This window comes from Advenella sp. EE-W14 (assembly GCF_012923605.1).
Taxonomy (GTDB): domain Bacteria; phylum Pseudomonadota; class Gammaproteobacteria; order Burkholderiales; family Burkholderiaceae_B; genus Advenella; species Advenella alkanexedens.
This window is the reverse complement of record NZ_JAAVNG010000010.1, coordinates 140,059-164,597: the sequence shown is the minus strand read 5'-3', so window position 1 is coordinate 164,597 and position 24,539 is coordinate 140,059. Positions and strand designations below refer to the sequence as shown.

The window sequence follows — 24,539 nt, the reverse complement described above, 5'->3', positions numbered from 1 at the left end:
CTTACCACCCAGTGAATTTAAACGACAGTTAGCAGCAGAAGTCTCTAGTTATGAACTGTGCGCTTGACGGTAAGCTTACGCATTTAACGCCCGCACAACTGTCGATGTTGCTGGAAGGGATTGATTGGCGACGTCCCGCCAGAACACATAAACCGAGTCGCGTATAGACGCCCTAAAAACGACAGAATGGCGTATTGACTGGCGTTCCGGCTTTTTATTTAATGCTGTCAGGGTGGTTGTTTGGTAAAATAACGGCTATGCCTACACCGCCACCGCTTCCCGATTCCATTGAAAATTTACAGCATTTGGTGCTTGCCATGCAAGCCGACATGGAAGCGGTTCGGCTGGAGCGTGACACCCTGAAATCAGGACGCCTGAACGATAAACAGGAAATCGAACGCTTGACTTTATTACTGGCCAAATTACAGCGCCTGCTGTTTGGCCAGAAGTCTGAGAAACTGGTGCGCCAGATAGAACAGCTGGAACTGGAGCTGGAAGAACTGCACATCAAGCAGGGAGATCATCCCGTTCAGCCAGAACCTGTTACACTGCCAACGCGCACCGCTCCGGTGCGCAAACCATTACCCGAACATCTGCCTCGCGATATCCAGGAGCACCTGCCGCAGGCGTGCTGCTGCCCCGATTGTGGTGGCGCCTGGCGACGTATTGGCGAAGATGTGAGTGAAGTACTGGACTATGTCCCCGCCAGCTTGCGTGTGATCCGCCATGTGCGTCCCCGCTTCAGTTGCCGCCAGTGCGATCGCATGGCACAGGCACCGGCACCCAGCCGTCCCTTGGCGCGCAGTTATGCCGGAGCAGGATTGCTCAGCCATATCATGGTCTCCAAATATCTGGATCATTTACCCTTGTACCGCCAAAGCCAGATGTGGGAGCGGGAGCATGTTTCCTTGAGCCAGAGCACGCTGGGTGACTGGGTAGGTGGCGTGCATCAATTACTGCGCCCATTGATCAACGCCTTGCACCAGCATGTTTTTAGCGCCCGCAAGCTACATGCCGATGATACCCCGATTGCGGTGCTGGCACCGGGTAGCGGTAAAACCCGGCAAGCCCGCTTATGGGTGTATGCCCGTGATGATCGCCCCAGTGGCGGCACCCAGCCACCGGCGGTCTGGTTCCGCTACTCCCCCGATCGCAAGGGCATCCATCCGCAAACCCACCTTAAAAACTTCGAGGGTATTTTACAGGCTGATGCCTATGCCGGTTACAACGAGGTATACCGAACCGGCAAGGTTACCCAAGCAGGTTGCTGGGCCCATGCCCAGCGCAAGTTCCATGATATTCATGTCCATCGGCCCTCTGATATTACCCATCATGTGCTCACTCAAATTGGCCGTTTATATGAGATTGAGGCCGGCATCCGGGGCAGTCCACCACAAACTCGTCAGGCCGAGCGCCAGGACAAGTCATTGCCCATTGTGCTTGCCTTGCATGAGTGGTTCATGCAGCAGTTACCGACTCTGTCACGTAAATCCGTCATCCAGTATGCCCTTAACCAGTGGCAGGCCTTGACACGCTATCTGGATGATGGGGAAATCGAAATCGATAATAACGCGGCAGAACGAGCCTTGCGCGGCGTGTCTGTTGGACGCAAGAATTACTTATTCCTGGGTTCGGATGCGGGTGGTGAGCGGGCGGCAACGCTTTACAGTTTGCTGGGCACGGCCAAACTGAACGATATCAATCCCGAGGCGTACCTGTGTCATGTGCTGTCGGTGATTGCCGACTATCCGGTTAATCGCGTAGACGAGTTATTGCCCTGGCGAGTGTAGCTGTAAAAAACAAGTTTTAAGCTGTCAATACGGTATGGGGCGGATGCTTACAAATCAAGCGTATACGAGCGTAATCAAAATAAGTAGAAAGTACTTATGCGTCAGTAGTTTAGCGTATTTATGCGCAGGTGGCCAAAACTGATGTATGTACCGCTACTGTACCGATCGGAACAGCTATACAGTCGAACGTCAGTCAGGCGGTTTTTGCCGCCGTGCTGAATACCAGTGTGTCAACGGTTCAAAAGTGGGAAGTCGGTGACAAGAAGCCGAGCGGGCCGTCACTCAAACTGTTGAACCTGATAGAGCGCAAAGGTCTTGAAGCGGTGATTTAACGGCTGAGCTTGACTGCTAGTTCTCTACACCGGCAAGCCCAACTGACAAGGAATTCTTGTCAGTTGGCGGCCAGCTCGGCACTGTGCGAAACATCAAGCTAACTGCCACAGCTCCGTCAGAGCCTCGGCCTGCTGGAGCACCGTCTGCACGGCTGCATCCTGCAAGTCCGGCGGATAGCCATACTTGCGCAGAATGCGCTTCACCAGCACCCGTAACCTGGCACGAGCTGACTGGCGGTGCGCCCAGTCCACGGTGACATTATCCCGCAGGCTCATGAGTAGTTCATGGGCTATCACACGTAACTGCTCATCACCCATAACTTCCATGGCGGACTCGTTTTCGGCAAGCGCATCGTAGAAAGCGATTTCCTCATTGGTCATCCCGTTGGCTTCACCACGTTCTCGGGCTGCTCGCAGGTCCTTGGCCAGTTGTATTAGCTCTTGCAGCACCTCGGCTGTGGTGATGGCATTGGCGTGGTACCGCGCAATAGCGTCCTCTAGTCTTTCAGTAAAGGCACGACTTTCCACAACGTTAGTACGGGTGCGTGAGCGGATGTCATCGTTCAGCAGCTTGCGTAGTGCTTCCAGGCCGAGGTTCTTCTTCTCCATCTGCTGCACTTCGAGCAGGAACTCGTCAGAGAGGATGGAGATGTCAGGGGTTTGGATGCCAGCCGCAGCCAGGATGTCGACAATTTCCGTCGACACTACAGCTCGACTTACTATTTGCTGAATAGCCAACTCGCGGTCCTGACGCGTTCCACCGCTACCGCTTGCGGTCTTCGATAAAGCGGCCCGGATGGCCTGAAAGAATCCCACCTCTTCGCGGATCGTGCGTGCTTCATCAGAACTCGAAGCCAGGGCAAAGGCTTTGGACAAAGCCAATACTCCGTCGGCAAAGCGGCGCTGGGCCTGCTTCTTGGACTCTGGCGTTTGCTCGGCAGCCGCCCATTGTTGCTGCTTGTCGAGTATCCATTCGATGGCCCCGGCCATCATCGTCAGTCGCTCGCCGGGTGTGCCATCCAGAGCACTGCGGTAGTCGAAGCCGTGGAACATATCGCGCACGATTTCGTACTTCTCCAGCATCACCGCCACGGCTTCGGCTTCGTCGATGCCGGTCTTGTCTTGGTCTGGCTTGGAGTACTGCGCCAGTGCTGCTTTCAGGTTTTGGGCAATGCCAATGTAATCCACTATCAAGCCCGCCGGCTTGTCACGGAATACGCGGTTAACGCGAGCAATAGCCTGCATCAGGCCATGGCCGCGCATCGGTTTATCGATGTACATAGTATGCATGCTGGGCGCATCAAAGCCGGTCAGCCACATATCGCGCACAATCACCAGCTTGAGCGGGTCTTTAGGGTCGCGAGCTCGCTTGGCCAACAAGTCACGTCGTGCCTTGTTGCCGATATGCTGCTGCCACTCAACAGGGTCGCTGGCAGCGCCGGTCATCACGATCTTGACGCTGCCCGCGGTATCATCGCTGCTGTGCCAGTCCGGTCGTAGCTTGATGATCTCATCGTAAAGGGCCACGCAAATGCGCCGGCTCATGCATACCACCATCGCTTTGCCATCCAGCGCCGCGACCCTGTCCTCAAAATGCTGCACTAGATCGCTCGCGATCAATGCCAAGCGCTTATCGCTGCCTACCAGAGCTTCGACCGTGCTCCATTTCTGTTTGGTACGTTCGGCGCTGGACTCGTCCTGGTCTTCCAGTAGTGCTTCAATTTCCGCATCAATACGTGGCTTTTCATCGTCATCAAGCTCAATGCGCGCCAGGCGAGATTCGTAATAAATGGGTACGGTCGCCCCATCTTCTACGGCACGGCTGATGTCATAGATGTCGATGTAATGACCAAACACCGCAGGTGTGTTGACGTCAGTCGCTTCGATGGGGGTGCCCGTAAAGCCGATGAATGAGGCGTTGGGCAGGCCATCGCGCAAGTATTTGGCGAAGCCATAAGCAATCTCACCGGTCTGGCTGGCGACTTTGGCTTTGAAGCCATACTGGCTTCGGTGTGCTTCATCTGCGATCACCACCACATTGGCGCGATCAGTCAGCACCGGGAAATCCGTTTCATCGGCGGCTGGCGAAAACTTCTGTAACGTGGTGAAGATAACACCACCGGAAGCGCGAGACAGTAAGGTACGCAGGTGCTCCCTGTCCTCCGCCTGAACAGGTGTCTGTCGAATAAGGTCCTTGCACATAGCGAAGGTGGCAAAAAGCTGATCGTCGAGATCATTACGATCAGTGAGCACCACCAAAGTGGGATTCTCCATGCGCTGCTCGAACACCAGTAGCCCCGCATAGAAGGCCATCAACAAACTCTTGCCGGAGCCCTGGGTATGCCAAATAACTCCGGCCTTCCGGTCGCCGGGCGGTTGGTCCTTCACACTAGGCAAGCCATAGACTGCGGGGTCTTCAGCAACCGCGACCTGACTGGCCCTTAGCGTGGAAATCACAGCCTTCTTAACGGCGTGAAACTGGTGATAACCGGCGATGATCTTGATCAGTCCAGACGGGCTTTCCCCGAATACCGTGAAGTGACGCAGCAAGTCGAGAAAACGCCCCCGCTCGAACACGCCCTCGATCAGGGTGGCCATCTCAGGCGAACCCTTGGGCTCAATATGCTGACCGTCCGTAGTTCGCCAAGGCATGAAGCGCTCTTGGTCCGCCGACAACGAGCCGACCCGCGCCGACAAACCATCAGAGGTCACCAGCAGTGCGTTGCTGCGAAACAGTGTCGGGATTTGTTGCTTGTAGGTTTGAAGTTGATTGAAAGCGCCTGTCAGGGTGGCGTTCTCGCCGCCAGGGGCCTTGAGCTCAATAACGGCCAGCGGCAGGCCGTTGACGAATAACACAACGTCTGGTCGTCGCTTCACCTGTCCGGCAACTACCGTGAATTGCTGCACTGCCAGCCAGTCGTTGTTGTCCGGCTGCTCGAAGTCGATCAGCCGCACGCTGCCTGCTGTGAGCACGCCGTCATCACCATAATATTCAACCTCCGCGCCATCGATCAGCAGGCGATGGATTCGGCGGTTCTCTTCCAGCAGGTTCGGCAATTCCGATTGTGTCAGGCGGCGTATGGCGTCTGCCTGTGCTTCGGACGGCAGCGTTGGGTTCAGGCGCGCCACCGCATCACCCAGCCGGCCTTTCAGCACGACTTCATCATAGGCATCACGCTCCGGCTGACTGCCGTCCGGGCCTATGATCTCATCTGTTGCGCTGGCAAAACCGAGCGAGGTCAGTTGATCTAGCAGTGCGGTTTCCAATTGGGCTTCGGAGAGAAAGGCCATCACGTATTCCCTCCGCCGTTATCCATCTGTTTCTCAAACGCTTGCCGCACCAGCCCCATGACATAGGGCAGCTCATCCAGCGAGGTGAGCCCCACTTCGACATCCCCGTTACCCCAGCGGCCCAGGTTCGTCACATCCTTCGCTTCACCCTTTGGATCATGCAGCTCATGGAAGGCCATGTTCAGGGAAAGGCGCAGACGGCTTTTTTGTGGCACTACATCCACGAAGTTGGTCTCGGCCTTGAAGGCAATATAAAGCTTGAGCACTTCTTCGGTTACACCGGGGTCTAAAGCCATTACTTCCTTGCGCAGCGCGTCGAACAATGCCCTCATGGGGCTGCCGGTTGCCAGTTGCGGGTGGTCGCTCAGGTCGTAGCTGACACTGGCAGGTGACGCCTGCCGATAGGTAGCAAGCGTCTCCGCTGACAGAGCGGGGGCTTGCCAAACGGTCACCGCCTGAGCGGCCAGGCGCTGGGCGCGGGTTTGAATCGCTTCTTCGTTCCAGGTATCCAACGCACCCAAACCCTCATTCAAGCGCAGCGGGCTCTGCTTGAAGCCTCCCTGCATGTCGCGCTTCTCGGCAAAGGGGCGATCACTGTATTCGGTGTTGTAACCCGTGAGTGTCAGGTTGCCAAGTGTGTGCAACCAACTCTCCTGCACCCGCTGCCAGTCGGAGCCGAGCGCCTCACGCCATTTGGCTGAAAGGTTCTCGTTCTGTGGCAGGATATGTTCGATGGTGTATTCATCCACCGGCACCCGCTCCTTGCGACCGTGGTTCTCCAGTCGGCGCAGCCAATAGCTGCGGCTGCGGAAGTTATACAAGTCGCGCACGCTCAGCTCACGCTTGAACTCCTCGTCATTGGGAAAGCGCCTATAAGAGGGCAAACCAAGGAAATGCGCCTGAATGCTTTCCAGATATCTGTCCTTTTTCAAGGCTCGGCCGAAGTTGGCGAAGGTTTTGTTCAGAGAGTTGGTGGGGATAGCGCACACTGCACGCCGGAATACATAGGCCTCCACCAAGCGCACAGCTGCGATGAAATCATCGCTACTCAGCTGAGCCCTGGCATAGTCATCATAGAGTTGCAGTAGGAAAGGGTAGGCCACATCGACCTTTAACTCGCGCAGATCCTGAAACGCCTCGGCCAGCCTCTTGTCGGTTTCTTGTCCCAGCGCCATGGCGCAGTAATAACCACCAAACGTGTGGATATCGGCCACTAGCGCATCTACCCCTGCTGCCGACTGTTCCGGGGTTCGGGCAAAGGCCTTGAAGGCTTCGTATACATCGCCGATTTTGGGCAGCTCGCCCGTGCGGACTGTCAGGTAATGGCGCATGAACCAGTCGAAATGCTCGCCATAGCCTTCCTGCCCAAATGCGACCTCCATCGGTCGCCAGTGATCCTCGTAAAGCCGGGTCTGGTGCTCGGGCTCTAGCCCCATCAAAACAAAGTTGCGGATTAGGTCGGCCTGGCTTAGCGCCCGCCCGGTGGAGTTCATGCTTTCGAAGATCAGTTGAGGGTTATCTTGGTCGCGGCTGAGCGCAATATCCACAATGATCAGCTTAGCCAACCCTTGGCACAGCGGCTTGAGGTCAGTTAGCGTCTTCACCTTCTGCTCGAAAAACGCGAAGTTCTCCTGAATGCGCAGAGAAGGCTGGGCCGGCCAGGGCTTTTGCCGCAGCAGCGCCAACAGGCTGTCCTTGTCGGTCTGTGTCAGCAGTAGCTTGAAGCCACGCTCGCCGTCTTCCAGCGGGTTGAGCAAGTAATAGTTGCGCAGCTTTCTAGCCGAGAAGCCGTCGATGGGCTCGTCATCGCCCAAGTGTCGGCACAGCGCCTCGATAATCAGCATGGCCGTGGTCAGGCGTTGCTGCCCGTCGATCACCAGCAAGGGTGATTGGCTGGAAACCTGATATAAACCCTGTTCGATATAGACCACTGAGCCGATGAAGTGCCCACCAATGTTATCGTCACTGCCAGCACGTAGAATGTCGTCCCACAGTTGCTGGCACTGAGGTTCATTCCAGGAGTAGGTGCGTTGATAGATGGGAATAATGAACTGCGGAGATTTTTTCAAAAAGTCCAGCAGTTTGGCTTCGGTGGCTTTCATGGGGCTCCTCCCAGCACAGATTTCACTGGCTCTATTTGCACTAGCGTGTGCTGCCTTCTTGGCACCTTGAAGTTGTCGATGATGGGGATCATTGATAGTAACCCCCCGTTTCCTTCGAGAGAAATAGTTCCACCTCGTCAATCGGGATCACTGGTTCCAGTGTTTCAAGTGCGGGTTGGTCAATAACTGGTGTAGTAATTGCTCTTTTTAAATCTGCGCTGGTTATCCATCGGGTGCTCCACAGCGACACATCTTCTCCTGATACCAGCCTGCATATTGGTTCCTGATACGATATTTCTTTGGCAATGGGCAGGGTGGCTCGCTGTATCCATATCTGCATATGACCAGTATTCGGAATCTTGGCAAACCGAGTCTTGATCTTCTCGGCTACGTCTTTCTTCTCATCCTCAGAATCGAGAAAACTCATCAGCTTACTGAGGATCGCTGCACAGATTGCATAGGTCCGGGGGTTGCGGTACGCAAAATCCACAACAATTGCGATCATAGGCATCGGCTGTTCGAGTAGGCGCTTCAAGCGTGAAATACGCTTGTGGAATTCATTTAGTGCCACCACGAGACTGCCAGCATTGGGAAACCGGGTAGCATGGTCGTGAATGATGAGCAGGTGCTTTTGCAGACTTTTTTCTCTATGTTTGCGGAAGATCCAAGCCAGCTTATCGCTCTTGATTGACGCGCGCACGACATCGTCGCTTGCTCTGGTTTTCCCAGGATTAAGCTTCAAGCCAAGGCCAATCGTAACCTCGGTGAGAAGCTTGATGATTCGCTCGCCGTCTTGTGGGTTATTTATGAATACGCGGTAATCGTCACGGTAGCGCAGGATACAATAATCCTCGATTTCCAGACTTTGTATTTTCTCTGATAGTGCCAGATCAGCAAAGCCAAGCACTAGCTCGGCAATAAAGTCCATCAGCACAGAGCCTTGTGGAATGCCGTTGGTCTGGCCATGGCGCATGTCTTGGATATGGGCGTCTATAACGTTTCCGAGCAGGCTTTTATTAGTTCGCTTTGCCTTCGCCTCCTGCTTGGTGTGCAATGCCCACGCTATCGAGTGGGTATAGATAGCGCCGTAGCAATCAGTAATATCAGTCTCAACTAAATACTCATACTCAAGTGAAAGCTCAATGGAGCGCTGTTCCACTGAGTGCCACCATTGAGACACTTGTTCTGCTTTGTCTTTTTCCTCTGACAGAGAAACAACCGGCAAACTCAGGCAGTGAATCTTGCTGTTCGCAGAGAATGTAGCGAAGCGCTCCTTCACCAACTCCCAATTGGGGTTCGTAGTTAACTGGTGGACAAGGGATACATACAGAGCTGGGTGGATAAGCTGAAACGGCCGCCATGCATACTTGCCATCCTTGTTGTTAAGGACAGTGTAATTCACATCATCATGGTCTCGTGGCTTACAGGACAAGCCAGATAGTGCCTTCCCTTCAAGAGCTTTATGTGTATTCTCAATCAATGCGTCAAAGCGAATATAGTGCGGCAAATCGAGACTACAATAGCTCTCTGCTTTGAGAAAAAATGCCCGGGCCTCCTCCGCAGAAAGCTCAAGGATCGACTGTCGGCTTGCCGACTTTCTGGTTGAGTATTTTGCCTCGGTGCTTTTCATGGAGCACCCCAGCACTCTTGATACCTTGGCCCGTCTGACAGTGGCTTGGTGTCAGGTTCCTTGATCTGGATAGTCATTGGTATTGGAAAGTCGGTGCCAATAATCGCGGCCTCACCTGGCCGAAGGTTTGGCAGGAATGCAGAAGCTGCCCGGTCAATTTCACCACAGGCGCGTTCGACCACCTCCCTGTCCCGCTCATTGGTTAGGCGGTGTACAATCAAGGTGCCCATTTGGCTTAGCACGCCTTCAGTAATGTCGCGTGGACGCTGGCTGGCAAGGCATACCGTGAGTCCGTACTTTCGGCCCTCCTTGGCTATGATCTCAAAGGCATCAAGTTTCGCTTGATAATCGTCACTGCCTAAATGGCGCCCAAGAAAGTTATGCGCCTCATCCACTATAACCACCAGCGGGCGCTCTTTGAAGTCGCCATTTCTGGCTTTTCCCAGCAGCAAGCGACCTATCACATTGGCGATAATTTCGCGAGCGCGATACTCATAGGCAACTCCGCTGAGACAGATTCTTAGCAGTCGTTTGTCATCACTGGCGAACGCGCTTATAGCTTCACTGACCGATGGTTTCTGCTCAGCCTTGAAGACGCATGAGAATGCCGGGGATGTGAGTACACCATTGATCCTTGCAACCAGCGACAGGCAATGAGAAAAGTTACCGTCTTCGCCGCCCCATTTGCTTGAGTCTTTCTGTCCCCTTTGCTGGCCAAATCCTTCTGGGTAGACGCATTCCTGTTCGATCTGTGCGACTAGTTGGTTCACATCAAAGGCTTGGCTGGGATCATCCAACTGGCTGGCAATGCCCGGCTCCTGTTCGGCAGCTTCAATGGCGGTCTTCGATTGATTGACCTTTTCGATAAAACCTTTGGGTGCGAGCTCTGGCTTGACATTCGCCAGACGCAAGCTGCGTATTGCTGCGCGCAGTTTTGGGCCTTGCACTTTGCCTGCCGGTTCAAATAACGCTAGGAAATCGGATTCCAGAAAGGCGGTAGGCGGTAAGGAGGAGGCTATCGAACACGTAGCAGTAGCGACCGGGTTGCCGAGATGAAGATGCGTAACATGCTCACCCTGGAAGTCCCGATACTCACCTGTTGCGTCAATCAGGATTAACTTGGCTCGATGTTGGAGGCATTCTTCTATGATGCGGGCGGTGGTCCAGCTTTTGCCGCCACCTGTAGCGCCCAAAATGGCGCAGTGACGGCCGAAAAGACGCTCTGGCTTTACCGAGACTACACTCTCGTGAGCGGTATCAATCGTGCCCAGTTCCAGACTGACGCTGGGAGATTCCGCGCCGCCTACCTCCATGAGCTGCGGAAGCAAGGCGATAAAACGATGTGGTGCAGCGTAAATTCGATCGCCCAGCCTGGGGTAGGCATCGACACCTGCTGTTACCCGCAAGCTGTCTGTGGCCACACAGCCCAGCAGCTGAATCTGGCCAAGGGCGTCCAGATCGGTGTTACCCGCAAAATCCCGCGTGATACCGCGCCGTTCCGGTTCACGTACTTTGATCTCCGAAATTCTACCCAATATCAGGCTCTGTTGACCTTCAATCAGAACGAATTCCCCGACTTCGCCGCGCCCATAGCGCCCGCCCGAGAAGTGCGCTCCGCTGGGCCTACCAGCTTCGGAAAGATTCACACCCACCGCTCGGGCAGTGATCGATGCCGCAACGCCCAAGAACAGCTCAGGTCGCAGCAATCCGCGAGGAAACTCGGTATCAATGTCGGCTGGCTTCATGACGGCTTAATCACTCCCTGAACTGCTTTCATCAACGTGTCGGCCGGCGTCAGCGATTTAAGATCGGGCACCATTTCACTGAACGCTTCAAAGTCCGCAGCAACAAACCAAATGTCTTCTCCCTTACATGCCAAAGAGTTGAATGCCTGCCAATACTTGTTCTCGCCAGTAGTCTGCTGTTCAGCATAAGGATCAACAATGATCAGACGTAAATGAGGGTTCGACTGCACAGCGGCAAGAAGAGGCTCTGAAAGGTGATCATCATTGAACCCAAATCCTGCAACCACGACACACGTGTTAGGTTCACGAACTGCTGACAGATACTGCGCCATCGACTCCAGATGCGGCTGGCTGAAGCTTTGTTGATACTTTCCCGCTGCTGGGTAAATCAAACAGGCCTCATCCGGGGTCGGCTTCATCTCTTCGAGCAATGTTCCGTCTGACTTTTTGGCCCAACTGACCGAGCCATGCAGCTTGTAAAGCAAGAACACGCCTTCAAGATAGCTGGCTTCCTCGCCACTGCGAGGGCGGCGCACCAAGTCGTAGTTGAAATAACGCGGGTCATATCGGCGTGGTGCAGTGAACGAGAAACCATCAATGGCGATGCCTCCCAGCGCGCTCGCGGCTCGCTCAAAGCAGAGGTCATAATTAGTGGTAAAGATTTTCAGGCGCTGATCGCGGGCCCTGCGGCGAGAGAGTCGGTGCAGAAATCGGCGGTGAGCTGCGAGCTTTTCCTCGTCCAGAAAACCCGAGCATTTTTCCAGAATGATTGTCTTGCTGTTATTCAGAAACGTTCGGAGCGCCGCCTCCTCATTCAGTTGGAGAGAGGCTTCAATACGGGATAACAGCGCTTCGATGTTCTTGGTGTTGATGTCATGGTTGACCGTTGTGGCTGCCGTCTTAGCCTCTTCAGTTGCCGGTTTACCTACTACGGCATCCCACAAGTCAGACATGGAGGGCGCGCCCGCTGCCAGCGAACAGCCAGAACCAGCCAGAACGACCACATGCTGCATCTGGAGTGAGCCCAGTAACATGTTGTGCAGCTCTTCCTGATTATTCCTGGCTCGCCTCTGCTGATCGTCATCGTCTGGTTTTGCCTCAAGTGGTCGCCATTCGACCTCTCGGGGAGCCTTGAATGCCTTTATGGGCTTCTCTTCATCATGGGTGGTCATGGCAGGCTCCTCTTCTTGTTTGGCACGTTATCTTCGGCGCGCTCCAGGAATTGCTCAGCACCGGGAATACGTAGCTCGCCGGAGATCAGTTTGGGCAGCAGGGTGTCGCGGAGACGAGATAGAGTTGCTTGCTCTCCCTCGTTCGCGAGTGATTTCAAGAACAACGGTTCCAACATTCTGCAGAAAGCTTCTAGCAACTCTCTTCCAGGATTTACGACTGGATACTTCAGAAGTTCGGTTGTGCTCACATTTGCTTGCGCTGACCCGTGCGCCTTAGATTCGGCGAACACTTTGAAATCAGGCATTCGAACGCAAGCAAAGACAAAGGGTTCGAGACTATCAAATGGTTCAAGCTTTCCAACTCTCTGGTTCAGCATGGGACGATTATCGGTCGGAGGTATGCGGCCAGTTTCGCCCACATACCCTGTCAAACCCACCAACATATCTCCAACATTTAGCCTAAAAGACTCCTTCTCCCTGGCTAGTGTCACGTCAATAAAACTTACCTGGCTAATGTCTACGAAAGATGGCTTCACAGAGCCGATCTTTACAACTGGAACGCCCGCTTCACACCAGTCTTTACTCTTGAATGCGTACCCATTTTTAATGTTCGTAAACGATCCCAAGCAGTCATCCTTCCACCCCTCCGGCTTGCCCTCATCATCGAGGCGGTCGGGGAAGAGTTGCCAGAGGTCGGCGGGGAGGTAGGGTTCGCGGCCTTCCATCTTTGCACGGACGGGGCCGAAGTCGACGAACCAGTCCTTGAACAGGGCGCGGGCCATGGCCTCCAGGGTCTGGTTGCGGCGGCGGTTGAGTTCGATTTTGTCGTCCAGTGAGCCGAGGATATGGGCGATGGCGCGTTGTTCATTAATGGGTGGCGAGGGGATCTTGAGCTTCTTTAGGTCTGGAATTCGCAGATTGCTGACCGTCGACCCAGTTCCTTCCGCCCACATGATTTGTGTCTGCACTGCGCGAGACTGGAGGGCGAAAAGCAAATAACGGCTATCAGCCTGCAAGCGATTCGGCCTCAGTAATACCATGCGTTGACCGAGACAACAGCGGAGGCCAGGGGGTATCTGGCATACCTCACCCATTGGAGCTTCTCGAGTAATCACGAGATCCCCAGCAGTAGGTTCTGCTCGGCGAATACGATCTTGGAAGTGCTCTTCGTCTGTGTAGCTTGGGCTCGACAGATCAAGACGACCGCCGCGAATATTCTGGCTCCTCAACACGACTACACCTCCGGCGGTCCACACTGGCGTCGAGTGCGGGCAGTCGGCAATCAATTCACAGAGCGAATCCAGAGCGGCTGTCTTCCATTCACCCGCCATACCCAAGCTCCTTCAGGTTGGCCTCGATCGCCGCATCCAGCCGCACGGCTTCCTGCTGCTGCTCGCGCCACAGCGCCGCTAGTCGCGCCATCTTTTCGGTGAACGGCTCGCCGTCGTCTTCCTGCTCCGCCGCGCCCACGTAGCGCCCTGGCGTCAGCACGTAATCGTGCTTGCGGATCTCGTCCAGCGTGGCAGCCTTGCAAAAGCCGGGGATGTCCGTGTATTTCCCGGCGTCCTTCTCGCCCCGCCAGGCATGGTAGGTATCGGCAATTTTCTGGATGTCGGCCTCGCTGAGTTCGCGCCGGGTGCGGTCCACCAATACGCCCATGTTACGGGCGTCGATAAACAGTACCTCGCCGCGCCGGTCGCGCAGGGTCTCTTTGCCGCGCTTGCCGTTGGACTTGTCGCGCGCCAGGAACCACAGGCAGGCGGGTATTTGCGTGGAGTAGAACAACTGGCCGGGCAGGGCCACCATGCAATCCACCGCGTCGGCCTCGACCATGGCCTTGCGGATCTCGCCTTCGCCACTCTGATTGGAGCTCATGGAGCCGTTGGCCAGTACCACCCCGGCAGTGCCGAAGGGCGCGAGGTGCCAGTAGATGTGTTGCAGCCAGGCGTAGTTGGCGTTGCCTACCGGTGGCACGCCGAATTGCCAGCGCGAGTCTTCACGCAGGCGGTCACCGCCCCAGTCGGAGATATTAAAAGGCGGATTGGCGAGAATGTGATCGAAGCGCAGGTCGCGCAGCTCGTCCTTGTGGAAGCTGCCTTCGTTATTCCAGCGGATATCGGAGTCGATGCCTCGCACAGCGAGGTTCATCTTGGCCAGGCGCCAGGTGGTGTAGTTGCTCTCTTGACCATAGATGGCGATGTCGCCGATGCGCCCGCCATGCTCCAGCACGAACTTCTCGCTCTGCACGAACATGCCGCCGCTGCCGCAGCAGGGGTCGTAGACACGCCCCTGATAGGGCTCGAGCATCTGCACCAGTACCTGTACCACCGAGCGCGGGGTATAGAACTCGCCGCCGCGCTTGCCTTCGGCACCAGCGAACTGGCTGAGGAAGTATTCGTAGACGCGGCCGAGCACGTCTTTTGATTTGTCGCCACTCTCGTTCATGGCGATGCCGGAGATCAGGTCGATCAGCTCACCCAGCATCACCTTGTTCAACGCCGGGCGGGCGTAGTCCTTGGGCAGCACGCCTTTGAGGGATTCGTTGTCCTTCTCGATGGCGCGCATGGCGTCGTCGATCAGGGTGCCGATTTCAGGACGCTTGGCATTGGCCTTAAGGTGCGACCAACGGCCTTCCTTGGGTACCCAGAAGATGTTGTCGGCGAGGTATTCGTCCTTGTCCTCGGCGGCTTGCAGGTCTTCGGCCAGGAGTTCTGCGTGGCGCGCCTCGAAGGCATCAGAGATGTACTTGAGGAAAATAAGGCCCAGGGCAACGTGCTTGTAGTCGCTGGGCTCCATGTTGCCGCGTAGTTTGTCCGCCGCCTTGAAGAGTTCGGCTTCGAAGCCCAAGTGAGCGGCATTGCCATTGTTGGTTTTTTGCTTTGTCATATGCTTCCTGTTGGGTCTGTTCCGCAGCGGCTTTGGGTTAAGCGAATTCAATTCTGACTTGTGACGAGTTTCCAGCGGCTAAAGCTGGCATCCTGAACTGCCGCCACTTTGTCTGTATGTTTATAAATAAAGCTGGCTAGCCTCTCTAGTTACTCAGGCTCGAGGCGCTGCTTTTGCCTTCATTTAATTGTTTGGCTATCTGGTTCAGATTCCGGCCAATGGCTCGTAGCTGATGGGATGACTGCCATAGCGCTTTCGTCGTTTCCATTGTGAACTGCGGCTCATGGATCAAGCTGGCCCGAACGCAGTTGATACCCAGCGCTGAGGTGAACAGCCTTCCGACACGGCCCTTGTAGTAATGGCCTGATATTCGGTCGGCGTAAGACGAACAACCACCCTTTCTTTTGGGCCAGAATCCGCTTTTCCTTCCGTCTGCTCGGAAATCCAATGCCGAACCTCTGGCGGTATATCGTCCTGAATCATGTAGCGAATCAGCGTCCTTAATGTCGCTGCTGATTTCTTGCCTTTCTTCTCGCAATACTCGTCCCACTGCGCCCTCAAAGGTGCAGGCATCCGGAGACGATAGATATAGCTATCTCTAGTAGCTCCAATCTCGGCCACACGCAGCATAGACGCTCCTATCAACAATGGGGGGGAAAAGTGCAAACGTAGTGTAGCACACACCGGCACCAAGTGCCTATCCTGCATTAGTCCACACCCACCTACAATTTTTCGTCATGACGAAATTTCCTTGATCACCTGAGTTCGACACTTTAATCCTGTGCTTTTGACACGAACGCCTTTATTCATGCGGGTTTTCAATTAATTTAATGCAATTATTTGTAATGGCACGTTTTAATAAAAAAACATTGTATTAAATATTAAAATAGTGATATAGTAGTGGCATGTTTATCAAAGTCACCAAATCGGGCCCCAGGCGCTATGTACAGCTGGTCGAGGCCTACCGCGACGACACTGGGCGCCCCAAGCAGCGCACGGTGGCGACGCTTGGGCGGTTGGATCAACTGGGTGACTCAATCAAATCCATGCATGAGGGATTGTCTCGTATTCTCGGTGTGGACGGCGCGTCTGCCGCGGGTAGCGGCACACCGCAGTTTGAATCATCCCGTGCGTTGGGCGATGTCTGGGTCCTTACCCAAATCTGGAAGCAACTGGGGCTGGACCGTTTGCGTCAGGTCTTGAAGCAACGAACGCGTCATCGCATTGATCTGGAAGCGTTGTTGCGTGTAATGGTCATCAATCGTTTATGCGATGCAGATTCCAAGCTAGGCACCTTACGATGGCTCAAGACCGTCAGCCTGCCTGATACGAGCCTGGAGTCCGTCAATCACCAACAACTGTTGCGCACCATGGACGCACTGCTTGAACACCAGGACGTCATTGACAAGATCTTGGCCGATGCCGTACGGCCCCTTGTCAGTGAAGACCTCTCTGTTGTCTTTTACGATATGACCACTATACGGGCCGAGGGCCTGTCTGAAGCAGACGAAGAGATCCGCCAGTTTGGTAAGTCCAAGGAAGGTGGCCTGGCCCGTCAATTCATGCTGGGGCTGGTGCAAACCGCTGAAGGCATTCCCCTTTATCACGAGGTCTTCCCGGGCAATACCGCCGAAGTGGGTACCTTGAAGTCTTCTTTACTCAAGGTACTGGAACGCTTCCCGATCAAACGGGTCATTGCTGTTGCCGACCGGGGCTTGCTGTCGTTAGATAACCTGGAAACCTTGCAAAAAATCGTGCTGCCATCGGGCGCACCGCTGGAATTTATTCTGGCGGTACCAGGCCGCCGTTACAACGAATTTGCCGATCTGCTGGCACCATTTAATCAGCGTGCGCAAACCGCTGACGAATCCGAGATCGTGGGTGAGGAACAGTGGAACAACCTGCGGTTGGTCGTCGCGCACGACCGGCACCGAGCCGCTGAGCAAACCGCGCAACGTGATGCCACCATCGCCCAATTGGAAGCCCAAGCGGCACAGTGGGTAGGAAAACTTGACTCGCAGGACGAAGGCCAACGAAGCCGGGGTCGTGGGTTATCGGACGGTGGCGTTCGCGCCCGGTTTTACCACGAAGTATGTGAGCAACGGCTACGGCGCATTATCCGGGTGGATCTGAAAAGTGAACTGTTCACCTATGATATTGACGAAAAGGCATTAGCGCTGGCCCGTGCCATGGATGGCAAACTACTACTGGTCACCAATACGCAGGATCTGAAGGCGAGCGAAGTCATCGCCCGTTATAAATCCCTGGCCGATATCGAACGCGGATTCAAGATGCTCAAGTCAGATATCGAAATCGGACCAGTCTATCATCGCTTGCCCGATCGTATCCGGGCGCATGCGTATATCTGTTTTATTGACTTGGTGCTTGCGCGTGTCATGCGCGAACGGCTGTACCAGAATCCGGTGCCCGACATCTGCTCACCGGAACGAGCCTTGTCAATATTACGCCGGATTCAGACGCATAAAGTCACCTTCGATGGTCAGGCACCCGTTACCGGCATCTCCGCCATTGATGCGGAACAAGCGGCTGTGTTAGCCAGCCTGAAGGTTAAAAAACCGACCACTGATGTTGAATATGTGAATTTGTAATGGAGCGTTTATAACATAATCCTTTATAAATCAATAACTTAAAATTTTAACTGTCGAACTCGGGAGTTATGGTTTTCGTTACAAAATACCAGGTAGTCACTGCGCCAGTCAGGGCAGAAAATAGTCTTCAGTCTTGCATCTCATAAGACTGAACATATATCACTTACAGAGACATTAAATAAAATGCGAAATTTCTTCAGATCTATATGTGGATTTGGACTCATATTGGGTGCATTGCTGTTTGCCGCATCCTTAACTCCCAGCCTGATTCCACGAAACCAGGTGGTGCAGGGGGTGCTTTCCGGTTTTGCTTTTGGGGCAGGTTATGGCATTGGCGTTGTGTTACGCAGTGTTTATCGTTACCTTGAACTGCCAGGCCTGTCTTCAGCCAGTTTAAGGGTGGTAAGACCGGTTGCCATTGTGGCTTGTCTGGGTTTAATGGCAACAGCCCCTTATCATGTCAAAACCTGGCAAAATGCTTACTGGCAAGCTGTATCAACGCTTTCCGCGTCGGGTTTCCACGGTGGCAGGTGTAGTGCTGGCGGTATTTCTCATCATCACGTTAACCAATGGTGTTTTGGTTGAATATACATTCCGGGTGTTGGATCGTTCGTTTCAGCAATACGATGCACTATTAGAGCCCGATCGTCCCCAACCGCTTATCGCGGAACGGGCTGGGTGGATCCTTCGGCCATGGATGGGCTGGAGTACTTGCTTCATGGTGATGTGGCCAGTGTGGCTTTACAGTACTCTTATTTGAATAGCCCGATGTCACTGGTTTTTCAGCCAGAAAGCGGGCTGGAATCCGCACAGGCGTAACTTTGCTTGCCCGGCAATAAATAGTATAGAACTGAATAATTATGTGACAATTAAACCACATATCGCATTATTAATTGAGATTCAGTGTTTCTAACAGACAGCCATCGTATACATTAACATCAAGGAAATATAAAGTAGGTTATGGTTGGCTGACTGATATAAGAAAAAGGAGAAAACATGTTGCGGTGCGTACGCGTATATACCGATTCCAGGGGGCAGGTACAGGCACAGGAAGGCACATTGAAATACGATGAGGCTGAACGGGGTGATTTCACAACTGCTCAAATGAGCGCAAACAAGGTTTTTTTCAGGCATACGCCGGCGGGCTTGGCCTCAGCGTGGCACCCGGATCCCAACCGGCAATTGGTGGTGACCCTGAAAGGACATCTGGCTTTTGAAACCGAGGCAGGTCAGCATTTCGAGATCAGGGCAGGAGATGTGCTTTTTACCGAAGAAACAGGTGGGAAAGGACATCGCTGGCGGATGATTGGCGACGAACCCTGGGTAAGGGTTTATATCACTTTGCCCCAGGACGCGGTTGTACCGTTTATGGAAAATTGATTTTGTTGTGCTGAAATTTTTTGTCTGTTTGCTTTTCAGGTAATTCACCGGTGCGCCATTTTGCTGGCAGAACTGGTTAATAAAAAATAATCAAAAAAAAATGGAGTTCAAGCAATGATTCGTTGTGTGCGTTTATTTACGGATGAAACGGGGCAGTCCGATTTTGAGGAAGGCCGGTTGCAAATGGATATGAAACAAGGCCAGGACACGAGTACCCTGATGGCTTCAGCCAGATTTGTTTCTTTCCGGGAAACACAAAGCGGGGGCAGTTTTGATTGGCATAATGCGCCGACCGATCAATTTGTGATCACCCTGCGAGGAATACTGGCGTTCGAATCGCGTACGGGAAAGCGTTTTGTTCTGCACCCTGGCGATGTTTTATGGGCCGAGGACACAACGGGCGGAGGACACCGTTGGCATTTGGTCAATGATGAACCCTGGTTCAGGGCTTATGTGGCCCTGTCCCCCGATACTAACGTTCTTTTCATTCCTGACTCACATTGATGAGAGGTTAATTTTATGAGTATCAATCCGGTATCCGAACAGGCGGATTTTATATTGGTTGGTGCAGGCATCATGAGTGCCACGGTAGGCACGATGCTCAAAGAGTTAATGCCTGATGCCAAAATTATTATTCTGGAAAAGCTGAATGATTGCGCGCAGGAAAGCTCTAATGGCTGGAATAATGCGGGCACTGGCCATGCGGCCAATTGTGAGCTGAATTACACACCGCAAAAAAGCGATGGTACGGTGGATATCAGCAAAGCACTGGAAGTCAATACCGAGTTTGACCTGTCGCGGCAATTCTGGTCGTACCTGGTTGGGCGTGGCGTGATTGACGATCCTGCCAGTTTTATCCGTTCCTGCCCGCATATGAGTTTTGTCTGGGGAGAAGGTAACGTCAGGTTTTTACGCGCCCGCTACGAAGCCATGTCCGCCCATCATTGTTATCACGGCATGCAGTTCAGTACCGACCCTGCCGAGATCGGCAACTGGGCCCCGCTCATCATGGAGGGGCGTACAGGTAATGAACCGGTGGCGGCCACCCGCATGATCACGGGCACCGATGTGGATTACGGCACCCTGACGCACACGCTTTTTGGGCATCTTGAAAAGACTCCCGGTGTACAGGTGCATTACAACACCACCGTGTCAGACCTGACACGTAATGCAGACGGTCAATGGGAGGTCAGTGCCCATTGTTCAATAACCCGTGAGAAGCGGGATTACCGGGCATCTTTCGTCTTTGTGGGGGCGGGTGGCGGAGCCCTGGAACTGCTGCAAAAAGCGGATATCCCAGAGGGGCAGGGCTACGGCGGCTTTCCTGTTGGGGGCATTTGGCTGCGCTGTGATGTTGATGAGCTCAGCCAAAGGCATCATGCCAAAGTTTATGGCATGGCGCCTACCGGTTCCCCGCCCATGTCGGTACCGCACCTGGATACCCGAATCGTAAACGGCAAGCGTTCCATTCTGTTTGGCCCGTATGCCGGTTTTTCCACGCGTTTCCTGAAACACGGATCGCTCACGGACTTATTCCGGACCGTGCGACCCGCCAATGTGATCCCCATGCTGGATGTGGCCAAAGACAACTGGGACTTGACCGAATACCTGATTACCCAGGTGTTGCAAAGCGGTGAGCACCAGTTTGAAATGTTGCGCCAGTTTTATCCATTGGCGACAAGGGGAAATTGGCAGCATGTTGTTGCAGGTCAACGGGTGCAGATTATCAAGCCTACTCATGAGCATCATGGGGGGCGCCTGGAGTTCGGTACCGAACTGATTGCGTCTCAGGATCATTCCATGGCAGCCTTGTTGGGGGCTTCTCCCGGGGCATCCACGGCGGTATTTATTGCGCTGGAGCTTTTGCAAAAATGCTTTGCAGACAGGCTCAATGCCAATGACTGGCTTCCCAATCTGCAACGCATGATTCCCACTTACGGGATTGATTTAAAGCTTGATGCTGACGCCTGCAACAATATCCGCCAGCAAACCGCAAAAGTACTCAAGCTGGATAATATTTAACAAGCAGTCTTGTCAACGCAGCCCCTTTCTGTTGTCGGGGGCGATTTTTCAGGGGCTTCTTTTTAAGATTTTTTATTAAATGTTTTTAAAAAGGGGCATGCAGTCCAAAGCATAACGTTCATCTTAAAAGAGGGGATGATGAAAATACAAAATGTAGCGGATTTGTTAGTGCATACCTTGGCTGAAGTCGGGGTAAAACGCATTTACGGTGTTGTTGGTGATAGCCTGAATGGCGTGACGGAAGCCTTGCGGGTGCACGGAGGCATCCAGTGGGTGGGAACGCGCCACGAAGAGGTGGCAGCGTTTGCCGCCAGTGGTGAATCCCAAGTTACCGGAGAGCTTGCCGTTTGCGCCGGCTCATGCGGACCGGGCAATTTACATTTAATTAACGGCCTGTTTGATGCGCATCGTACTCGCACGCCGGTATTGGCCATTGCGGCGCATATTCCATCGTCTGAAATTGGTAGTGGTTATTTTCAGGAAACGCACCCCGAACAGTTGTTTAAGGAATGCAGTCATTATTGCGAACTGGTTTCGCATCCTGACCAGTTGCCTTATGTGATTGAAAATGCGATTCGTGCGGCAGTGGGCCAGCGTGGTGTCGCGGTAGTGGTATTGCCGGGCGATATTGCCTTGCAGGCCTCACCGGTAACGTCGGTTTCTCCCCGGGCAAGCCTGGTGCCTCGCGCGCCCAAAGTATTGCCCGATGAGCCGCAGGTTCAGGCATTGGCTGACTTATTAAACGGTTCAGAGCGTGTCGCTCTGTTTGTCGGCCGTGGCTGTGCGGGCGCACATGCCGAGTTGATTACCCTGGCCGAGGCATTGAAAAGCCCGATCGTGCATGCCCTGGGGGGTAAGGAGCATGTGGAATATGACAACCCTTATGATGTGGGAATGACCGGATTCATTGGTTTTTCCTCGGGGTATAAGGCCATGCATTCCTGTGATACCTTGTTAATGCTGGGCACCGATTTTCCCTATAAGCAATTCATGCCGTCCCACGTCAAGATCGCCCAAGTGGATATTCGTGCGGAAAATCTGGGCCGGCGGGCAAGATTGCAGCTTGGGGTGGTGGGCGATGTTAAAGAAACCCTGAAACTGCTTGTGCCCAAATTGAAACAACGAACCAGTCAGGCTTTCCTTGACGAGGCTCGCAAGGATTATGAGAAAGCGCGCAAGGATCTGGATATGTTGGCACGGCCAGGGGAACACAAGATTATCCATCCCCAGTATCTGGCCAGTGTGCTCAGTGAAAAAGCCGAGCCCGATGCCATATTTACTGCTGATGTTGGCACACCTACTGTGTGGGCTGCCCGTTACCTGCGCATGAATGGACAAAGGCGCCTGATCGGCTCCATGACGCATGGTTCAATGGCGAATGCCATGCCCCAGGGCATTGGTATTAAGATGGCCATGCCCGAACGCCAGGTGGTCACGCTTTCAGGGGACGGCGGTTTTTCGATGCTGATGGGGGATATCATCAGCTTGAAGCAACATAATGTTCCTGTCAAAGTGGTGGTGTTTAATAATGGCGTGCTGGGTTTTGTGGCACTTGAAATGAAGGTGGCCGGTTTTGTGAATACGGGTGTTAATCTGGAAAATCCGGATTTTGCCCAAATTGCACAGGCCGCCGGTATTTATGGGCAGCGTGTAGAAGACCCTGCCGAATTGCCACAGGCCGTAGAGCAGTTCCTGGCTCATGAGGGTCCTGCCGTACTGGATGTGGTGACGGCCAGCCAGGAACTGATTTTGCCGCCCAGTATTAATCTTGGGCAGGCCAAGGGGTTCGGTCTTTGGGGGCTGCGTGCAGTCATGGACGGCCATATGAAAAATGTGATTGATCTGGCCGAAGTCAACCTTTTTAACCGTTAGTTTTTTCGTGTTTTGTAAAGGCCTGTCATGCCGGCAAGTCTCTTGTCGGAGTTTTTACGTGTTGTTGGTCGGCGTGCATGGCAGGGATTCTGGCAATTTTTTAGTGAGTAATAAAAATGGTAAGTGAAACTGTAGTTGACCTTTCGCGTTGGCAGTTTGCAGCTACCGCCTTGTACCACTTTTTATTTGTCCCGCTTACTTTGGGGCTATCGGTATTACTGGCGGTGATGGAAACGGTTTATGTAGTGACCGGCCGTGAGATTTATAAGCGGATAACCAAATTCTGGCTGCGGCTGTTCATGATTAACTTTGCCCTGGGTGTGGCGACCGGTATTACCATGGAGCTGCAGTTTGGCATGAACTGGTCGTATTATTCCAGTTTTGTGGGTGATACTTTTGGAACCCTGTTGGCCGTTGAAGGGCTCATGGCCTTTTTCATGGAATCCACCTTTGTCGGCTTGATGGTTTTTGGTTGGGATCGTCTATCCAAAGGCAAGCACCTGGTCATTACTTATTTGGTGGCCTTGGGTTCGAACCTGTCCGCGTTGTGGATTCTGGTGGCCAATAGTTTCATGCAGCATCCGTTGGGCGCCGAGTTTAATCCGGTCACCATGCGCATGGAGCTGTCCAGCTTTCATGCGCTGTTCTTTAACCCGGATGCCCAGGCCAAATTCGTGCATACCGTGTTGGCAGGTTACGTCACCGCGGCTATTTTTGTTTGCGGTATTAGTGCGTTTTATCTGTTACGCCGCCGGCATGAGGATGTGGCCCAGCGCTCTTTCCGTATTGCCGCCCTGTTTGGGGTTTTGGGTACGGCAGGGGTAATTACTCTTGGAGATGCCCTGGGTTTTATCGGTGGACATGCCCAGCCCAGCAAACTGGCTGCCATGGAAGCCCTGTGGGAACCTGAAAAAGCACCAATGGCTTTCAATGTGGTTGCCCTTCCTTCGCAGGAAGAGGAGCGTAACTTGTTTGAAGTGCAGTTGCCCGGCTTCCTGTCGATTCTGGTCACGCACTCACTGGATGGTACGGTGCCTTCTATCAGTGAAATCAAGGAAGAGGCCAAGATGCGGATACGCAATGGCATACCTGCCGTGCAGGCCATGGAGCGCCTGGGTAAAGACCCGACCGACCAGGAAGCACTGGATACGTTCGAGGCACATAAAGCGGACGTCGGTTATGGCTTCCTGGTGCAGCGCTATGCCCCTGGCGGTGATTTGACCCAAATTACCGAGACGGATATTGAGCTGGCGGCCAAAGACAGCATTCCCGAAGTCTGGATTATTTTCTGGACCTTCCGCATTATGGTTGCGCTGGGGCTGTTAATGTTGGGTTATTTTGTGGTGGCCATCGTGCTGACGTTAAGCAACAAGCTCAAGCAGTCGCGCAGGTTCCTGCGCTTTTCGGTATGGATGATTCCGGTCCCCTTTATCGCTTGTGAAATGGGCTGGATTGTCGCCGAGATGGGGCGCCAGCCATGGACGGTTTACGAGATCTTGCCGACCTGGTTGTCAGTCTCCACGCACTCGGTTACCTATATGGTGGTGTCACTGACCGGCTTTGTCTTGCTGTATACGACCTTTGCCATTGTAGAAATGTATCTGATGATACGCAGCATTAAGAAAGGTCCGGAGGAACCGGATGAGATCGAGCTTAAACAGCGTGGTCAGCTTCCACAAACACAGCCTGCTACAGCATAAGGAGTGAA

General features: G+C 53.6%; 17 protein-coding genes and 2 pseudogenes. 10 read left to right on the top strand and 9 right to left on the bottom strand.

The features are described 5' to 3' along the window. Positions 1-257 precede the first annotated feature (257 nt). Positions 258-1,790 carry an IS66 family transposase gene (locus tag HCX92_RS10235; RefSeq protein ID WP_169294867.1) on the top strand — a complete coding sequence of 511 codons (1,533 nt, stop codon included), beginning with the start codon at positions 258-260 and terminating at the stop codon, positions 1,788-1,790. A gap of 185 nt (positions 1,791-1,975) precedes the next feature. Next, positions 1,976-2,122, top strand: a pseudogene (locus HCX92_RS10230) (helix-turn-helix domain-containing protein); the annotation flags it as partial. A 93-nt stretch (positions 2,123-2,215) separates the two neighbouring features. Here the strand turns inward: HCX92_RS10230 and HCX92_RS10225 are convergent. From HCX92_RS10225 to HCX92_RS14780, 9 genes are all read right to left on the bottom strand, one after another. Further along, positions 2,216-5,413: a type I restriction endonuclease subunit R gene (locus HCX92_RS10225; protein ID WP_169294866.1), complete on the bottom strand. Its 3,198-nt coding sequence runs from the start codon at positions 5,411-5,413 to the stop codon at positions 2,216-2,218. Then, positions 5,413-7,515, bottom strand: a complete 2,103-nt coding sequence (locus tag HCX92_RS10220; RefSeq protein ID WP_169294865.1) for a DUF262 domain-containing protein — start codon at positions 7,513-7,515, stop codon at positions 5,413-5,415. Before HCX92_RS10220 ends, HCX92_RS10225 begins: the two co-directional genes overlap by 1 nt. An 88-nt stretch (positions 7,516-7,603) precedes the next feature. Continuing rightward, entirely contained in the window at positions 7,604-9,145 is a 1,542-nt protein-coding gene (locus HCX92_RS10215) for an RNA-directed DNA polymerase (RefSeq protein WP_169294864.1), read from the bottom strand. Then, positions 9,142-10,890 carry an ATP-binding protein gene (locus tag HCX92_RS10210; protein WP_169294863.1) on the bottom strand — a complete coding sequence of 583 codons (1,749 nt, stop codon included), beginning with the start codon at positions 10,888-10,890 and terminating at the stop codon, positions 9,142-9,144. Before HCX92_RS10210 ends, HCX92_RS10215 begins: the two co-directional genes overlap by 4 nt. Then, on the bottom strand, positions 10,887-12,062 hold the full coding sequence (locus HCX92_RS10205) for an SIR2 family protein (RefSeq protein ID WP_169294862.1): 1,176 nt from the start codon (positions 12,060-12,062) through the stop codon (positions 10,887-10,889). The genes HCX92_RS10210 and HCX92_RS10205 overlap by 4 nt, the downstream gene beginning before the upstream one ends. Continuing rightward, positions 12,059-13,393, bottom strand: coding sequence for a restriction endonuclease subunit S (locus HCX92_RS10200; RefSeq protein WP_169294861.1), 1,335 nt, complete (start codon positions 13,391-13,393; stop codon positions 12,059-12,061). Before HCX92_RS10200 ends, HCX92_RS10205 begins: the two co-directional genes overlap by 4 nt. Continuing rightward, positions 13,383-14,948: a class I SAM-dependent DNA methyltransferase gene (locus HCX92_RS10195; protein WP_169294860.1), complete on the bottom strand. Its 1,566-nt coding sequence runs from the start codon at positions 14,946-14,948 to the stop codon at positions 13,383-13,385. The genes HCX92_RS10200 and HCX92_RS10195 overlap by 11 nt, the downstream gene beginning before the upstream one ends. A gap of 145 nt (positions 14,949-15,093) precedes the next feature. Continuing rightward, a complete protein-coding gene (mobC, locus tag HCX92_RS15070; protein ID WP_211182357.1) occupies positions 15,094-15,216 on the bottom strand; it encodes a plasmid mobilization relaxosome protein MobC in 123 nt (40 codons plus the stop codon). 20 nt (positions 15,217-15,236) lie between these two features. Next, positions 15,237-15,578, bottom strand: a complete 342-nt coding sequence (locus tag HCX92_RS14780) for a hypothetical protein (RefSeq protein ID WP_211182356.1) — start codon at positions 15,576-15,578, stop codon at positions 15,237-15,239. 275 nt (positions 15,579-15,853) lie between these two features. Here HCX92_RS14780 and HCX92_RS10185 point away from each other — a divergent pair, with 275 nt between their 5' ends. The 8 genes and pseudogenes from HCX92_RS10185 to HCX92_RS10150 all read left to right on the top strand — a co-directional run bounded on the left by HCX92_RS10185 (position 15,854) and on the right by HCX92_RS10150 (position 24,531). Continuing rightward, positions 15,854-17,557 carry an IS1634 family transposase gene (locus HCX92_RS10185; RefSeq protein ID WP_169294859.1) on the top strand — a complete coding sequence of 568 codons (1,704 nt, stop codon included), beginning with the start codon at positions 15,854-15,856 and terminating at the stop codon, positions 17,555-17,557. 183 nt (positions 17,558-17,740) lie between these two features. Next, positions 17,741-18,176: pseudogene (locus HCX92_RS10180) on the top strand (alpha/beta-hydrolase N-terminal domain-containing protein); the annotation flags it as partial. Next, positions 18,143-18,376: an alpha/beta-hydrolase family protein gene (locus HCX92_RS15065; protein ID WP_371808411.1), complete on the top strand. Its 234-nt coding sequence runs from the start codon at positions 18,143-18,145 to the stop codon at positions 18,374-18,376. The pseudogene HCX92_RS10180 and the gene HCX92_RS15065, both read left to right, overlap by 34 nt. Positions 18,377-18,553: 177 nt before the next feature. Next, a complete protein-coding gene (locus HCX92_RS10170; protein ID WP_169294856.1) occupies positions 18,554-18,937 on the top strand; it encodes a cupin domain-containing protein in 384 nt (127 codons plus the stop codon). Positions 18,938-19,063: 126 nt separating this feature from the next. Continuing rightward, complete coding sequence (locus tag HCX92_RS10165; RefSeq protein ID WP_371808410.1) at positions 19,064-19,441, top strand: hypothetical protein; 378 nt, start codon at positions 19,064-19,066, stop codon at positions 19,439-19,441. A 15-nt stretch (positions 19,442-19,456) separates the two neighbouring features. Further along, complete coding sequence (mqo, locus tag HCX92_RS10160; protein WP_169294854.1) at positions 19,457-20,959, top strand: malate dehydrogenase (quinone); 1,503 nt, start codon at positions 19,457-19,459, stop codon at positions 20,957-20,959. Positions 20,960-21,097: 138 nt separating this feature from the next. After that, positions 21,098-22,831 (top strand): ubiquinone-dependent pyruvate dehydrogenase, encoded by a 1,734-nt coding sequence (poxB, locus tag HCX92_RS10155; RefSeq protein WP_169294853.1) that lies wholly within the window; start codon positions 21,098-21,100, stop codon positions 22,829-22,831. Positions 22,832-22,947: 116 nt separating this feature from the next. Further along, on the top strand, positions 22,948-24,531 hold the full coding sequence (locus HCX92_RS10150) for a cytochrome ubiquinol oxidase subunit I (RefSeq protein WP_169294852.1): 1,584 nt from the start codon (positions 22,948-22,950) through the stop codon (positions 24,529-24,531). Positions 24,532-24,539 lie beyond the last annotated feature (8 nt).

What these genes read in the sequence shown, in the direction of transcription:
- HCX92_RS10235 (WP_169294867.1), top strand. Translation starts at nt 258, where the DNA reads ATGCCTACACCGCCACCGCTTCCCGATTCCATTGAAAATTTACAGCAT.
- HCX92_RS10225 (WP_169294866.1), bottom strand. Translation starts at nt 5,413, where the DNA reads ATGGCCTTTCTCTCCGAAGCCCAATTGGAAACCGCACTGCTAGATCAA.
- HCX92_RS10220 (WP_169294865.1), bottom strand. Translation starts at nt 7,515, where the DNA reads ATGAAAGCCACCGAAGCCAAACTGCTGGACTTTTTGAAAAAATCTCCG.
- HCX92_RS10215 (WP_169294864.1), bottom strand. Translation starts at nt 9,145, where the DNA reads ATGAAAAGCACCGAGGCAAAATACTCAACCAGAAAGTCGGCAAGCCGA.
- HCX92_RS10210 (WP_169294863.1), bottom strand. Translation starts at nt 10,890, where the DNA reads ATGAAGCCAGCCGACATTGATACCGAGTTTCCTCGCGGATTGCTGCGA.
- HCX92_RS10205 (WP_169294862.1), bottom strand. Translation starts at nt 12,062, where the DNA reads ATGACCACCCATGATGAAGAGAAGCCCATAAAGGCATTCAAGGCTCCC.
- HCX92_RS10200 (WP_169294861.1), bottom strand. Translation starts at nt 13,393, where the DNA reads ATGGCGGGTGAATGGAAGACAGCCGCTCTGGATTCGCTCTGTGAATTG.
- HCX92_RS10195 (WP_169294860.1), bottom strand. Translation starts at nt 14,948, where the DNA reads ATGACAAAGCAAAAAACCAACAATGGCAATGCCGCTCACTTGGGCTTC.
- mobC (WP_211182357.1), bottom strand. Translation starts at nt 15,216, where the DNA reads ATGGAAACGACGAAAGCGCTATGGCAGTCATCCCATCAGCTACGAGCC.
- HCX92_RS14780 (WP_211182356.1), bottom strand. Translation starts at nt 15,578, where the DNA reads ATGCTGCGTGTGGCCGAGATTGGAGCTACTAGAGATAGCTATATCTAT.
- HCX92_RS10185 (WP_169294859.1), top strand. Translation starts at nt 15,854, where the DNA reads ATGTTTATCAAAGTCACCAAATCGGGCCCCAGGCGCTATGTACAGCTG.
- HCX92_RS10170 (WP_169294856.1), top strand. Translation starts at nt 18,554, where the DNA reads ATGTTGCGGTGCGTACGCGTATATACCGATTCCAGGGGGCAGGTACAG.
- mqo (WP_169294854.1), top strand. Translation starts at nt 19,457, where the DNA reads ATGAGTATCAATCCGGTATCCGAACAGGCGGATTTTATATTGGTTGGT.
- poxB (WP_169294853.1), top strand. Translation starts at nt 21,098, where the DNA reads ATGAAAATACAAAATGTAGCGGATTTGTTAGTGCATACCTTGGCTGAA.
- HCX92_RS10150 (WP_169294852.1), top strand. Translation starts at nt 22,948, where the DNA reads ATGGTAAGTGAAACTGTAGTTGACCTTTCGCGTTGGCAGTTTGCAGCT.